Source organism: Nitrospirota bacterium, assembly GCA_016214385.1.
Taxonomy (GTDB): domain Bacteria; phylum Nitrospirota; class Thermodesulfovibrionia; order UBA6902; family JACROP01; genus JACROP01.
This window is the reverse complement of sequence record JACROP010000016.1, coordinates 1-12,885: the sequence shown is the minus strand read 5'-3', so window position 1 is coordinate 12,885 and position 12,885 is coordinate 1. Positions and strand designations below refer to the sequence as shown.

The window sequence follows — 12,885 nt, the reverse complement described above, 5'->3', positions numbered from 1 at the left end:
TGATGTCGAGAAGGAGGTTGTCATTACCTGTGTAATAGCCAGCAGACAGTCTTCCGAGCTTACCAAAGGTCTTTGCAACAAGGCCGTAGACTATGTTGTAATCTGTGACATTATGTTTTGTGCCAAAGTCATAACCTCCAACAGATAGGGCAGGTGACTCCTTAAACAGGACACCCTCCGGCACGCCAAGTTTAGCATTGAACAAAAGAGGATATGTGTGATTACCACCTGTATCCCTGTAATCGATTCCAACCTCCATCTGGATCTTCTCGTAGGGCAATACACCCATTGTCAAGCCAAGATTTGTTACAGTAGGTTCTTTAGTGCCATCCTGGCTCTCGGTTTTTATATAGGTATCAATGCCAAGGTGCATTTTCTTAAATGGCTGGACATCCGTTGATGGAATCCATATCTGTGTTGACGGCGTTGCATGGGCTATGCCAGCAAATAAAACCAGTACCATTAAGGTTATTGCTAAGACTTTAATATTTTTCATAACTCTTCCCCCCTTCTTGCCCCGAATTAATTTCGGGGCGATTATTAATTTCGGTTGACAGCCCCTGCTTTAAGCAGGGGGACGCCTGTCCTACTATTTACTGACTACCGACTCTCTACTCTCTAAAGGAAGTTTAGAAGATAAGAGAGTCTCATCTTCACATCTTCACGACTTCCTCCTTGGAAGAGATCTCTACTTTTCATTGTCTACTCTCGACTCTCGACTTCTTTGTTTTGACTCCCGACTCCCCACTATTGACTATTGACTACTCCCTTTCATCCCCTCCTTTCTTATACCGTATTTTTTGATCTTGTAACCGATCATCCGCTCGGTTATGCCGAGCTTTTTTGCTGCCCTTGCCATAACCCAGTTGCTCTCCTCGAGAGCTCTGATTATTTCCTCCTGTTCGATCTTTTCAACTTTTTTTCTGAGAGAATTCATAGCAGATTATCTATAGCAGGTATATCGAAAACCATGCCAGAAGCTAACCTCTTGTTTTATAAGGATATCAAGGCAGGCTTTATGCTACAAAATTGTAGGTTGATACAATTTTGTATGACAATTGGCTGAATAGGTAACTTCACATATAGGACATCCTGGATTTTTCCGTATATTCACAAAGTAAAAATCCATATTAGCAGTATTGAATACAAGCATCTGTGAAAGTAATGGCTTCCCATAGCCAGTCAATAGTTTCACTGCTTCAATAGCCATAAGACACCCGAGCATACCTGACACTGCACCTAAAACAGGAAAGCCCAGCTCTTCCCACTCGGGGTTATCTTCGGGATATACGCAGTCCAGGCATGGAGTTATTTTAGGGACAACATTGAAGAGATAGCCCTCCATTCCGTTCATGGCTGCCTCCACCATGGGAATATTCTTTTTTATGCAGGTATCGTTTAAAATCCTCCTCTCATAAAAATTAGGTCGTGCAGATAAGGCAATCTGTGTTCCATCAAGAAGCCTTTCTGCATTGCCTTCTGATATTCTTTCATCGAATATCTCGATTTCCACATCAGGATTTATTTCTTTTATGGTCCTTTTTGCCTGCACAACCCTGCTTTTACCTATCCCGTCGTGTCGCATTAATATCTGTCTGTTCATATTTGATGGGGTCAGATTCCCGTAATGAGCAAAGACCATTCGCCCTATTCCAGCTACAGCAAGATAGATCGCAGCAGTTCCACCGAGTCCGCCGATGCCTGCTACAAGTGCAGTTGATGCCTTGAGTCTTGCTTGATGCTCCTCAGTAAAACCATGAAGCATCAACTGCCTGCGGTAACGCTCTAATTCCCTATCAGATAACTCTCTCATACGAAAATACCCTAAACTGTCTCACAATACTCCTCTCCAATCCTTGCATTTAACATCTCAAGTTCCATATCTTTATCCTCTCCGAGAATCCCAAAGGCATCTGCCCTGCACTGCCTGCAGTGGGTCATCTGAGGGATATATCTGATGCAATCCTCTCTCATCCTGTTAATCGTCTCACGCGTGGGTCTCTGAAGATACTCAAACTCTGCCTGGGGTATCAAAGGGATTATGTTCATTATATCTGCTCCTTTTCCTCCAGCAAGCCATGCGATTAAAGGAATCTCTTTATCGTTCACACCCGGGATTAAAACGCTGTTCACCTTTACAATAAGCCCTGCATCAATGGCATTTCTGAGTCCTCTCCATTGATTGCACAGAAGGCACTCTGCAGCATCCCTTCCTGTGTAACGCCTTCCTCTGTAAGATACCCACGAGTATATCTTCTCTGCTGTCTCAGGCGTCACAGCATTCATTGTAATAGTCAGACTTCTTACACCTGATTTAACCAGGTCTTCAAGCCTGTCTGAGAGATAAAGTCCATTGGTTGACGCACAGAGAATCAGTTCAGGAAACTCTCTGTGGATTGCCCTCAAAACCTCAAATGTGGAATCATTTGCCAGAGGGTCTCCAGGGCCTGCTATGCCTATAACACTCAGCTTCTCGTTTCTTCGAACCAGAGCCCTTACCCTTTCCAGGGCTTCTGCTGGAGTTAAAACCCTGCTTGTAATCCCGGGTCTTGATTCATTGGCACAATCATATTTTCGCATACAATATCTGCACTGTATATTGCATACAGGAGCAACAGGCAGATGGATCCTTGCAAACTTATGGTGTGCCTCCTTTGAAAAACACGGGTGGTTGTTCATAATATCTTTGTGCATCCTTGTCAGCATGATCGTTTGGAATGCAATAGCAGTGCCAGTTCATAACATGCTGAAATTGTTAAAAAAACCTTTGTACCCGTACTGCCCTACGCCACATTTATGTCCTGTTTATTGCAGTTTTGTCGTATTTTATTCCCTTGACAGATGCCTTTGAATCTGTAAGATTACGGGATATATTCAAAGATGGGGAGGCGGTATGAAAATATATATTGATGGGAAATATTACGACAAATCAGATGCAAAAATATCAGTCTTTGACCACGGACTTCTCTATGGTGATGGTGTTTTTGAGGGAATAAGAATTTACAATGGAAAGGTCTTTAAGCTCAAAGAGCATATTGAAAGGCTTTACCAGAGTGCGAAGGCAATTCTCCTTGAGATACCTATGCCAAAGGAAGAAATGGAAAATGCTGTGTTTGATGCCGTAAAGATAAATGGCAAGAAAAATGGCTACATCCGCCTCATCGTAACAAGAGGAGAAGGCCCTCTGGGCATAGACCCGACACCATGCAAAAGGGCGACAGTGATAATTATTGTGTCTGATATACAGCTCTATCCTGATGAGTATTACAAAAAGGGCATAGAGATAATCACAGCTCCATCAAGGCGTATACCATCAGATTGCCTTGACCCCCGTATAAAGTCTCTGAACTATCTCAACAACATCATGGCTAAGATTGAAGCAAGGCAGGCAGGCTGCCTTGAGGCTGTTATGCTTAATAAGGAAGGCTTCGTGGCAGAATGCACGGGGGATAATATCTTTATAGTTAAACATAATGAACTTCTTACACCCGCACCTTATCACGGTGCCCTCGATGGCATAACAATGAGAACAGTAATAGAAATAGCTGAATCCCTCGGCATTAAAACACACGAAACCACTCTAACCCGCTATGACCTTTACAATGCGGACGAATGCTTCATGACAGGCACAGGTGCAGAGGTTATTCCTGTTATAAAGATAGATGGCAGGGTGATTGGTGATGGGAGGCCGGGGAACGCTACAAGAAGGCTTATAGAAATTTTCAAAAAATTGATTATATCCTGAAAATGGCTGTATTCATACGCCAGGCAAAATACGAAGACATGTCTTTTATAACTAAGAAAATCACGGATTTTCGCCTTGATGATGAAGACCTTAATTACAGGCAGTTTGTTGTGGCAGTTGATGGAGAAGAGGTTATTGGCTTTGGAAGAATCAGGCCGCACAAAGAGGTTTATGAACTTGGCAGTGTTGGGGTAATTGAAAACAGGAGAAATCAGGGAATTGGCAAAATGATTGTTGAACATCTGATAAATATCTTTCCAGCCAGTGATGTTTATATTACAACTGACTTGCCAGGATATTTTGAAAAATTTGGTTTCAGAATACTTGAAAATGGCCCAATAGAACTTATTGAGAAACTCGATAGAGTCTGTAAATCCAAATGCCGTGAAGGGGCAGTGGTGATGGTTCATAAAAAGATATAAACGCAAAACTCATCGAAAGAAAGACCGACGATAATAGGCCTAAGGTTAAAGGAATTATATACGAGACGATTAAAAGAGGAGAAATTGAGAGTTTTTATAAGCCATCAGTGAAGAATATGCAACGAAAATAAGGTTTATGAAAAAAGCTGTCATTATAGGAGCCACCTCAGGAATCGGAAAAGAACTGGCAAAGGTGCTGTCCCAAAGTAATTATATTGTAGGCCTTGCAGGAAGAAGGGTTGAGTTATTAGCTGAACTTCAAAAAGAGATTCCTTCCATAACATACTTCAAGCGCATTGATGTCACAAAGACAAAAGAGGCAATGAATCTGCTGGAGGACCTTATAAATGAAATGGGTGGAATGGATCTGACCGTTATTAGTTCAGGCGTTGGCTTTCTGAACCCTGACCTTAATTGGGAACAAGAGAAGGAAACCATTGATGTCAATGTTTCTGGCTTTGCTGCCATGGTAAATGTCGCTATTAAACAGTTCCTAAAACAGGGCTCAGGACATCTTGTGGGTATATCATCTATTGCTGCGATTCGAGGAAATGGCGATGCCCCTGCATATAATGCTTCGAAGGCTTTTGTGTCAAATTATCTGGAAGGCATACGGCAGAAAATAATTAAGTTAGGGACCAATATTATAGTTACAGATATACAGCCTGGTTATGTCGACACATCTATGGCAAAAGGAGGAAAATTGTTCTGGGTAGCTTCTCCGGAAAAGGCTGCATGGCAAATATATAAGGCTATCAAACACAAAAAGAAACATGTTTATATTACAAAGAGGTGGCGCCTCATAGCATGGTTGCTTAAAGTTGTACCTGATTGGATATATAACAAATTATAAGAAGACAGGAATCAGATATAAAAATTCACCAGCAAGATGATTATAGAGATGGCGGTTAATAATACTTTTTACATCCTTGATGTCTTTGCCAAAGAAAAATATGCAGGCAATCAGCTTGCAGTGGTGATAGTTGAAAACCATATTTCTGATGCAGAAATGCAGAAAATTGCCAGAGAATTTAACTTCTCGGAAACAACATTTACCCTATCTGACAAGCCAGTAAACAGCGGATACAATGTCCGCATATTCACGCCAGAAAGAGAAGTCCCCTTTGCAGGGCATCCGACATTGGGAACCGCTTATGTTATACAAAAGGAAATAATAAAAAAGCCTGTTGATACCATAATCCTTAATTTAAAGGCAGGACAGATACCGGTAACGCTTGATTACAAAGATGAAAGAATCGAAAAGCTGACAATGAAACAAATTGAGCCGACCTTTGGAAAAGTGTTCGATGCTGAAAAACTTGCATCAGTCTTAAAACTCAACAATTCTGAAATTGATTCCAGATTTCCGATAGAAGAGGTTTCTACAGGACTGCCTTTTATCATAGTGCCTTTGAAAACATTGAATTCCGTCAAGAAAGCGCGAATAGATAAAGAAAAATATTTTGACCTGATTAAAGATACTGATGCGAAGGCTATTTTCATTTTCTGCCCGGAAACATACAAAAAAGAGAATCACCTTAATTCCCGCATGTTTGCGCCCTATTATGGGATTGATGAAGACCCTGCAACAGGAAGCGCAAACGGATGCCTTGCAGGGTATCTTGTGAAACATCGTTATTTCGGGAATGACCTTATTAACATAAGGGTTGAGCAGGGATACGAAATAGGAAGGCCGTCATTACTGCATTTAGAGGTGATGAGAAAGGGTCATAAGATAGATGTGTATGTAGGTGGAAATGTTATGGAGGTTGCGAAAGGAGTTCTGTTATAGCATAGAAATCAATCTTTGATTGACAATTAAAGGGGAAGAAATCTCCGAGGGTAAAGGACTTTGAAAAGTATCTTTTAAAGTTTTGATACAACCAAAATATGGATAAAATCATCTTAAGGCCAGAATATTTCCTTCTCATTTTCATTGGGATGTGGATTATGATTTCGATTGTAATATCACGGGTGAGCGGATGGGGTTCCCTTGCTGAGATTTATCGTTACACAGATCCATTTAACGGTAACAGATGGAGATTCCAGAGTGCAGGAATGCGGTGGATGATGTCTTACAATAACTGTCTGACCATAGGCTCAAATGAAAGGGGACTTTATCTCTCCATATTTTTTATATTCCGATTCGGTCATCCTCCACTCTTCATCCCCTGGAACGATATTTCTATCACTAACAAAAAGGGTCTTTTATTCAAATATATAGAATTCAGATTCCGAAGATTCCCCTCGCTTTTTCTAAGAATAAATAAACGCGTAGGTGAGAGAATCGTACATTCTGCTCATATTTCATTATCAGATGTTGGTAAAATTTCCTAATGCTGTTCAACAAAAACAATGTAGGGCAGGGCTTTAGCCTTGCGGATACAAACAACCTGAGTAGCATTTTATGCAGGTTATAATTAGGGAAATAAAAGAAGGCGATGCTGAAGGATTTTTAAACCTCTGCAAGAGACTCGATGAAGAAACTCAATTTATGATGTTTGAACCCGATGAAAGGCGCACTAAAATAGAAGAACAGAGCAATGAAATAAAGGGTATCCTGCAAGGAAGATTATTATTGGTTATGGAGCCATAAATTTATGGCAATATTATTATCGCTCATATTGCCAGCCTGGCTGCACTTATTGCTATTTATTGATGCAAAATAGTATCCACCCGATAACTCTCAAACGGAGCTATTTGATGATAAATTAAAGGTATAGATAACCTAAAATTAAGTTGTTAAATTCTTTAAAAGGGGATGTCATGGTTAGACCGAAGGCGGACTTAAAATAGAAGGTATTATCATAGCCAGCAGTTAATGAATAATACATACTATTTGACATACTAATATTATGTGTTATAATTATGCATATAATTGGATAATAATAGGGCGTGAGGTTTAATTATGTCTTTTACAGCAATCAAAAGAATCGGTATTTCAATCCCTGATTCAATACTTAAAGATCTGCAAAATTTAGTGCCTGAACGGAAACGGAGCGAATATATTGTTAGGGCTTTAGAGGAAAAGCTTGAAGATGAAAAGAAAAGGAGACTGCGTGAGGAAATGATTAAGGGTTACAAAGCGAATGCAGGTATAGATGCCGCAATTGCAGAGGAGTGGCGTCCACTGGAAGAAGAGGCTGGGAAGTTTATAGGAGTTAAAGAGCCAAAAACTAAACCTTACAGGAGGAAATCAGGTGGTCTTCCCAAAAAGAGGTGAGGTTTATTATGTAAATTTTGATCCTACTATGGGCGTGGAGATTAAAAAGACTCGTCCAGCACTTATTATTCAGAACGATGTTGGAAATATGCACTCTCAAGCAACTATTGTAGCAGCTATTACATCTACTGAGAGAGAGGCTTTTCCTTACGAGGTCTTTTTAAAGGCAGGAGAGGGAGGATTACAAAAAGACTCCACTGTTCTTCTGAACCAGATTAGAACAATTGATAAGAAAAGATTAGGCAAAAGACTCGGAACAATTTCCTCTGAAAGCATAAAGAAGGTGGACAAAGCTATTGAAATAAGCCTTGGATTAATTAAGTTTTGAGCAGAGGTATCCCCGGATAAATACACACAGCCAGATTTTTCCTACATTGTAATATTTATTTAATTCTTGCCTTAGCGCTTAAACTCCTGTATCATACACCTACAAACAGGAGGGCTTTATGGACAATCGGGACATAAGCAGCGCCTTCTCTGAACTTTCCACTCCGCAGAGTATTGGGAGGGGCTATTGAGGAGTGAATTAGAGAATGATATTGACAAATATTTAAATATTGCTTATCATCTTTCTAAAGGATACGAAAGATGGGAAAATTAATCGTAGAGTTACCAGACGAAATACACGGAGAACTTAAAAAGAAGGCTGCCACCAACCATAAAACACTAAAGGATATTGTCACGAGGCTTATTGATGAATACCTGCATGTGCCAGAGAAACAGGTGTCTACTAAAAAAAAGACAGGCCTCTGCGGAAGCTGGGACGATGCGAGAACGGCTGATGAAATTATAAAAGACATTAAAAGCCGCAGAAGATGGTTTGCAAAAAAGAGAAATTAAGAAGATGGGTAGATACATACTTGATACCGACATATGTATTTACTGGCTAAAGGGCAATGAGAATATTGAAAGGAACATAATCAGTGGTGGATTGGAGAATGTTTTTATCACTGTTATAACTGAATGTGAACTCTTCTATGGCGCATTTAAATCTACTAAGAAAGAGAAAAATCTGGCAGTAGTTGAGGATTTAAAGAAAAAGATTCGAACGCTTCATACCAAAGAAGGCACTTCATATATCTACGGGAAAATAAAATCAGAATTAGAAGGCAAAGGACAGATACTGGATGACGCAGACCTTCTTATTGCAAGCATAGCCATTTCAAATAATGCAACCCTTGTAACAAATAATACTGAGCATTTTAAAAGAATTAAAGATTTGAAGATAGAGAACTGGAATTAGTCTCTTCCATGCAGCAAAAAGTGATGTAAAGGGTATTAAACGATGCTATTTTTAGTAATAAGCAACCCGCAGCCATCGAAACCAAAAGATGTCAGAAATGCAAGATTAGAATTTAGACGCTGGATTGATGATTTAAAATCAAAGAAGAAGGAAGGTGAGAGGGCAGGTTGAATGGAGGCTGATTTTATGGCGACAACGAACCACTCGATTCATAGCAATTTTGTTCAGGTAAATGGTCTGAACATTCATCATCTAACTGCTGGGGAGGGAAAACCTGTAGTGCTTCTGCATGGCTGGCCGACATCCTCATATTTGTGGCGTAAGATTATTCCTCCTCTTGCAAGGACAGTGAAGGTTATTGCGCCTGATCTGCCCGGTTTTGGCAAATCAGACAAGCCATTGGATGCTTCTTATACTCACAACTATCACTCAGCGATTCTTCGTGATTTTTTGAATAAGCTAAATATAGGTAAAGTTTCCATAGTGCTCCATGATGTGGGCGTACCGATTGGATTGCTCTGGGCCATTCGGAATCCGGTCAAAATAGAGAAAATAGTAATTTTGAACTCCCTTTTTTATCCCGACGGTTGCTGCAAACTTTTTTATACATACAAGATTTCTCTGTTTAGAAGACTCTTAATGACTGTTCCATACCCCAAAACCCCTATCTTGCTAAAGTTCCTTCTATTGGGGATACGTACTGCCGGGGTTAGGAAGTTGATATTTACTCTATGGCCTGGAATATACATGGTTATGACAAAGGGTGTAAAAAACAAGAAAGTAATGACAAAAGATGTGATCAAGGATTATCAGGTTCCATTTGCAGGCGATAAAGGGCGACAGATTCTTGAAAAGACCTATGTCGGACTTGAACTTGACGAGCTTGAAGAAATAATACGCGCACTCCACACTATAAAAGTTCCTGTCCATATTATTTATGGAGAAGATGACTGGGTGCTTCCTCATCTCGGTGAGGAAAATCGCCGTTTACAGAAAGATTTACTAAATGCTCGTCTTACTGCTGTCCCTAACTGTGGTCATTTTATTCAGGAAGACCAGCCGGAAAAGCTGAGTGAACTGTTAATCGAGTCTTTAAAGGAGTGAAGCCATGTGCAGGGCAGTTTTTATCTTAACCTGCTAAAATTATGAATACCTAAAATATCCAAGGAGGTTCTACTACTATGGAATTTAATGATGTAAAATGGAATCATATCCGCCGTCTCTTTAATGATGCCTTTAACAGCTCTTTCCACTACGCAATTGCCACGATCAATGAAGATGGATTTATGGAAGGATTAGAGTTTTTAAAGGAGTAGCATAGCAGGTTAGCCCATGCTAAGCTTATACCATGCCATCCAATGGCTACACGAATTTGGCGAGAAACTCCGCAACGTACCCTGTTTTGAGATATATCTCAACCGTGACCCCAGACGCACCAAACCTGAGAATCTGAGGACGGAGATTTGTGTGCCGATTGAGTAGCCACAAGCTCAGAAGACACGGTATAATTACAGATTGCTCTGGAAAGGGAATAAAGCTATGAAGAAATTGCAGGGAGATATCAAAAAACATCTCGATGCCTTCCGTAAGCGCATGGAGGCCAATTTCAATTCGGAACGGGCAATACAGGAAAAGCGCTACCTTAAAAGCCCATTCAAATTTTTCGGCACCTCACTGCCCTTTGCCGATAAATTGGCCAAAGAGTTCAGGCGGACTAATAAAGATGCAGGACGGGAACTTGTCTTTGAACTGGCAGAAAGGCTTTGGAGTTCGGAATACCACGATGAAAAGCGACTCGGCTTAAGAATCCTGCAATACCATCCTGAATATCTCGACTTGACAGTAATGCCGTTGCTTGAGCGAATGCTTGAACAGTCCAGAGGCTGGGATCTTGTAGATGATATATCCATACATATTGTCAGTGTAGTTCTGGAGAAGGACAAAAAGGCATTTGAGTATCTTAAAAGATGGAGCAAGTCTGAAATTTTCTGGATGAGGAGGGCCTCTCTGATCTCACAGATTCTCCTTTTCAGAAAGAACGAAGGCGATAAAAAGCTTTTCTTTGATTTCGCGGAGAGGATGGTTTCAGAGAAGGAATTTTTTATCAGAAAGGCGATTGGGTGGGGCATAAGGGAGATGTCAAAGGCAGATCCTGATGAAGCTTTTAATTTCCTCATGAAAATAAAAGATAGGGCATCAGGCCTTACACTCAGGGAAGGCGCGAAAAGGCTTCCGGCCCACCAAAGAGTAGTGTTAAATATTAAAAAATAGGTTGCTAATTATGGTCATTTCTGTTGAGGCGACAAAAATTTTGTCTTATTGACAAAGGACCTAATTTGTTTTACGATAATCTTATCGATATAAAAAAAGGAGGACAAACAAATTGGCGACAACTACAATATCCCCGAAATATCAGGTGGTAATTCCCAAAGATGTCAGGGAAAAGCTGCATCTTAAGAGCGGGCAGAAAATGACCGTTGTTACAAAGGGAGGCGTGATATACTTTATTCCTGAAAAACCCCTGTCGTTTTTCCGCGGATTTCTCAAGGGGATGGATACTGGAGACATTCGGGAGGATGAAGAGCGATAATGTTCCTCGTCGATTCCTCGGGTTGGATCGAATTTCTGACAGACGGCCAGCATGCAGAAAAATATGCAAAATATCTGAAAGACCCTTCAAAAATAAAAACTCCTACCATTGTGCTATACGAAGTTTATAAAAAGATAAAGAGGGAAAGGACAGAAGAAGAAGCCCTTTTGGCAGTATCCCTTATAAACAGGACTTCGGTAATTCCGTTAAGCGAAAGTATAGCTCTTTTTGCTGCTGACCTGAGCCTTCAGTATTCCCTTCCAATGGCAGATGCCATTGTTTATGCAACTGCACTTGAAGATGGATGCAAGGTTGTGACCAGCGATGCGCATTTTCAGGGACTTGACAAGGTAGTATTTATTTAATAATGAGCGACCTCGAAAAAATCCGCAAGCTCGTAGGCACAATCACAAAAGAACAGCTTCGCTATGTTGATTCCTTCATTGGAGAAGATATTGGAATTTTCATGCCGATAGGAGGGCCGTGTTTTTATGCCATGACACCAATGCATAACCATCCTTCATATATGTTTGTCCTGCCATTCAATGACCAGACCTCTATAAATATTAACGGAAAGATAATAACAGCTAAGCACGGAAAACTATTCGCTCTATCGCCTGACATTGTCCATCACGAGTGCCCATCAGATTACTCACCCCGATATATAGCTATCTTCGTAGATAAAGGGTTCTTTGAGAAACAACTCTCTCAGTATCCAATAAAACAGGGTATTGTTTTCCATGGAGAATCGTATGATGTAGCCCCGAATCTTTTACCGTTGTTAAAGCGATTCATGATAGAGGCTGATAATAAAATGTCAGGCTCCGAGGCTGTTCTGCATGGCCTGAGCCTTGAGATATGCCACACCGTAATCAGGAGTATCTTTAATTTTATCCCTGACAATGACAGAATATCATCTCGCATAGAAATAGACAGGGTCGTCGAATATCTCCACTCCAATCTTGATAAAAAAATCACTGTTGAAGTAATGGCAAAGATTGCATATATGTCACCCTCTCATTTCGCTCGCATATTCAAACAAGAGATTGGGACGTCACCTGTAGATTACCTGAACCAGATACGCATGGAAATGGCAAAGAAACTTCTTCTTGCAGGAGATAAGTCCATTACAGAAATAGCCCTTAAATGTGGATTTAACAGCTCATCTTACCTATCAGCCTGTTTTTACAAGAGATATAAAATAACCCCTTCTGAATATCAAAACAGCCTGAAAAATGGCAGCATTTCTAAAAACCATAGCAGAATATTGAAAGTCTGAAATCTGTCTTTTAATTTATAATTAATAATAAATCTCAGCAATAAGGGTTGTCATTGCGAGCCAAAGGCGACGCAATCTTGCCTTTTGTAAAGAGATTGCCACGTCCCGATTCTTCGGGACTCGCAATGACCGTTACAAGAAGGCGGTAGTTATGTCTTATCAGATACTAATCTTTTTTCACATAATAGGAATTACTATACTGGGCGGGGCATTGATTTTCGGGCAGCTTCACCAGTTTAGGGCGAGAAGAAGCCACGACATTAATTTTATAGCTGAAACATACAGGACATTATATCTGACCATCGTGCCTTTTGCTCCATTAGGTGGTATAACAATTTTACTAACTGGCATAGGACTTATTATTCTCGGAAGCTATCAGATCA

The 12,885-nt window shown here is 40.4% G+C and carries 20 protein-coding genes and 1 pseudogene; 17 read left to right on the top strand and 4 right to left on the bottom strand.

Annotation, left to right across the window (positions count from 1 at the left end):
- The 4 genes from HZC12_00975 to nifB all read right to left on the bottom strand — a co-directional run.
- On the bottom strand, window positions 1–496 hold a 496-nt coding region (locus tag HZC12_00975; protein ID MBI5025306.1), incomplete at its 3' end, for a hypothetical protein.
- 258 nt (window positions 497–754) lie between these two features.
- The gene (locus tag HZC12_00970; GenBank protein ID MBI5025305.1) at window positions 755–937 is read right to left on the bottom strand and encodes a hypothetical protein; all 183 of its coding nucleotides are present in this window, start codon (window positions 935–937) and stop codon (window positions 755–757) included.
- An 84-nt stretch (window positions 938–1,021) separates the two neighbouring features.
- The gene (locus HZC12_00965; protein ID MBI5025304.1) at window positions 1,022–1,813 is read right to left on the bottom strand and encodes a HesA/MoeB/ThiF family protein; all 792 of its coding nucleotides are present in this window, start codon (window positions 1,811–1,813) and stop codon (window positions 1,022–1,024) included.
- A gap of 11 nt (window positions 1,814–1,824) precedes the next feature.
- Window positions 1,825–2,706 carry a nitrogenase cofactor biosynthesis protein NifB gene (nifB, locus tag HZC12_00960; GenBank protein ID MBI5025303.1) on the bottom strand — a complete coding sequence of 294 codons (882 nt, stop codon included), beginning with the start codon at window positions 2,704–2,706 and terminating at the stop codon, window positions 1,825–1,827.
- 187 nt (window positions 2,707–2,893) lie between these two features.
- Here nifB and ilvE point away from each other — a divergent pair, with 187 nt between their 5' ends.
- The 17 genes and pseudogenes from ilvE to HZC12_00875 form a co-directional block, all read left to right on the top strand.
- A complete protein-coding gene (gene ilvE / locus HZC12_00955; GenBank protein MBI5025302.1) occupies window positions 2,894–3,745 on the top strand; it encodes a branched-chain-amino-acid transaminase in 852 nt (283 codons plus the stop codon).
- 38 nt (window positions 3,746–3,783) lie between these two features.
- Window positions 3,784–4,167, top strand: coding sequence for a GNAT family N-acetyltransferase (locus HZC12_00950; GenBank protein ID MBI5025301.1), 384 nt, complete (start codon window positions 3,784–3,786; stop codon window positions 4,165–4,167).
- Between the two features lie 136 nt (window positions 4,168–4,303).
- On the top strand, window positions 4,304–5,020 hold the full coding sequence (locus HZC12_00945) for an SDR family NAD(P)-dependent oxidoreductase (protein MBI5025300.1): 717 nt from the start codon (window positions 4,304–4,306) through the stop codon (window positions 5,018–5,020).
- 48 nt (window positions 5,021–5,068) lie between these two features.
- Window positions 5,069–5,959 carry a PhzF family phenazine biosynthesis protein gene (locus tag HZC12_00940; protein MBI5025299.1) on the top strand — a complete coding sequence of 297 codons (891 nt, stop codon included), beginning with the start codon at window positions 5,069–5,071 and terminating at the stop codon, window positions 5,957–5,959.
- Between the two features lie 98 nt (window positions 5,960–6,057).
- Window positions 6,058–6,504, top strand: a complete 447-nt coding sequence (locus HZC12_00935; protein MBI5025298.1) for a hypothetical protein — start codon at window positions 6,058–6,060, stop codon at window positions 6,502–6,504.
- Window positions 6,505–6,574: 70 nt separating this feature from the next.
- Window positions 6,575–6,763, top strand: coding sequence for a hypothetical protein (locus HZC12_00930; protein MBI5025297.1), 189 nt, complete (start codon window positions 6,575–6,577; stop codon window positions 6,761–6,763).
- Between the two features lie 312 nt (window positions 6,764–7,075).
- Window positions 7,076–7,390, top strand: a complete 315-nt coding sequence (locus HZC12_00925; GenBank protein ID MBI5025296.1) for a CopG family transcriptional regulator — start codon at window positions 7,076–7,078, stop codon at window positions 7,388–7,390.
- Between the two features lie 28 nt (window positions 7,391–7,418).
- Complete coding sequence (locus tag HZC12_00920) at window positions 7,419–7,718, top strand: type II toxin-antitoxin system PemK/MazF family toxin (protein MBI5025295.1); 300 nt, start codon at window positions 7,419–7,421, stop codon at window positions 7,716–7,718.
- Between the two features lie 260 nt (window positions 7,719–7,978).
- Window positions 7,979–8,230, top strand: coding sequence for a hypothetical protein (locus tag HZC12_00915; protein ID MBI5025294.1), 252 nt, complete (start codon window positions 7,979–7,981; stop codon window positions 8,228–8,230).
- A gap of 4 nt (window positions 8,231–8,234) precedes the next feature.
- A complete protein-coding gene (locus HZC12_00910; GenBank protein MBI5025293.1) occupies window positions 8,235–8,633 on the top strand; it encodes a type II toxin-antitoxin system VapC family toxin in 399 nt (132 codons plus the stop codon).
- Between the two features lie 186 nt (window positions 8,634–8,819).
- Entirely contained in the window at window positions 8,820–9,737 is a 918-nt protein-coding gene (locus HZC12_00905) for an alpha/beta fold hydrolase (protein MBI5025292.1), read from the top strand.
- 279 nt (window positions 9,738–10,016) lie between these two features.
- Window positions 10,017–10,115 (top strand): annotated as a pseudogene (locus HZC12_00900) (GyrI-like domain-containing protein).
- A gap of 57 nt (window positions 10,116–10,172) precedes the next feature.
- Window positions 10,173–10,904 (top strand): DNA alkylation repair protein, encoded by a 732-nt coding sequence (locus tag HZC12_00895; GenBank protein ID MBI5025291.1) that lies wholly within the window; start codon window positions 10,173–10,175, stop codon window positions 10,902–10,904.
- A 112-nt stretch (window positions 10,905–11,016) separates the two neighbouring features.
- Window positions 11,017–11,223, top strand: a complete 207-nt coding sequence (locus HZC12_00890; protein MBI5025290.1) for an AbrB/MazE/SpoVT family DNA-binding domain-containing protein — start codon at window positions 11,017–11,019, stop codon at window positions 11,221–11,223.
- Window positions 11,223–11,588, top strand: coding sequence for a type II toxin-antitoxin system VapC family toxin (locus tag HZC12_00885; GenBank protein MBI5025289.1), 366 nt, complete (start codon window positions 11,223–11,225; stop codon window positions 11,586–11,588). The genes HZC12_00890 and HZC12_00885 overlap by 1 nt, the downstream gene beginning before the upstream one ends.
- Before the next feature lie 2 nt (window positions 11,589–11,590).
- Complete coding sequence (locus HZC12_00880) at window positions 11,591–12,502, top strand: helix-turn-helix transcriptional regulator (protein MBI5025288.1); 912 nt, start codon at window positions 11,591–11,593, stop codon at window positions 12,500–12,502.
- 151 nt (window positions 12,503–12,653) lie between these two features.
- A partial coding sequence (locus HZC12_00875; protein ID MBI5025287.1) for a DUF2269 family protein occupies window positions 12,654–12,885 on the top strand: 232 nt, incomplete at its 3' end.

Coding starts and splice junctions, on each gene's coding strand:
- HZC12_00930 (MBI5025297.1), top strand. CDS start 6,575: ATGCAGGTTATAATTAGGGAAATAAAAGAAGGCGATGCTGAAGGATTT.
- HZC12_00925 (MBI5025296.1), top strand. CDS start 7,076: ATGTCTTTTACAGCAATCAAAAGAATCGGTATTTCAATCCCTGATTCA.
- ilvE (MBI5025302.1), top strand. CDS start 2,894: ATGAAAATATATATTGATGGGAAATATTACGACAAATCAGATGCAAAA.
- HZC12_00950 (MBI5025301.1), top strand. CDS start 3,784: ATGTCTTTTATAACTAAGAAAATCACGGATTTTCGCCTTGATGATGAA.
- HZC12_00880 (MBI5025288.1), top strand. CDS start 11,591: ATGAGCGACCTCGAAAAAATCCGCAAGCTCGTAGGCACAATCACAAAA.
- nifB (MBI5025303.1), bottom strand. CDS start 2,706: ATGCTGACAAGGATGCACAAAGATATTATGAACAACCACCCGTGTTTT.
- HZC12_00905 (MBI5025292.1), top strand. CDS start 8,820: ATGGCGACAACGAACCACTCGATTCATAGCAATTTTGTTCAGGTAAAT.
- HZC12_00965 (MBI5025304.1), bottom strand. CDS start 1,813: ATGAGAGAGTTATCTGATAGGGAATTAGAGCGTTACCGCAGGCAGTTG.
- HZC12_00940 (MBI5025299.1), top strand. CDS start 5,069: ATGGCGGTTAATAATACTTTTTACATCCTTGATGTCTTTGCCAAAGAA.
- HZC12_00885 (MBI5025289.1), top strand. CDS start 11,223: ATGTTCCTCGTCGATTCCTCGGGTTGGATCGAATTTCTGACAGACGGC.
- HZC12_00970 (MBI5025305.1), bottom strand. CDS start 937: ATGAATTCTCTCAGAAAAAAAGTTGAAAAGATCGAACAGGAGGAAATA.
- HZC12_00895 (MBI5025291.1), top strand. CDS start 10,173: ATGAAGAAATTGCAGGGAGATATCAAAAAACATCTCGATGCCTTCCGT.
- HZC12_00910 (MBI5025293.1), top strand. CDS start 8,235: ATGGGTAGATACATACTTGATACCGACATATGTATTTACTGGCTAAAG.
- HZC12_00920 (MBI5025295.1), top strand. CDS start 7,419: ATGGGCGTGGAGATTAAAAAGACTCGTCCAGCACTTATTATTCAGAAC.
- HZC12_00935 (MBI5025298.1), top strand. CDS start 6,058: ATGGATAAAATCATCTTAAGGCCAGAATATTTCCTTCTCATTTTCATT.
- HZC12_00945 (MBI5025300.1), top strand. CDS start 4,304: ATGAAAAAAGCTGTCATTATAGGAGCCACCTCAGGAATCGGAAAAGAA.
- HZC12_00915 (MBI5025294.1), top strand. CDS start 7,979: ATGGGAAAATTAATCGTAGAGTTACCAGACGAAATACACGGAGAACTT.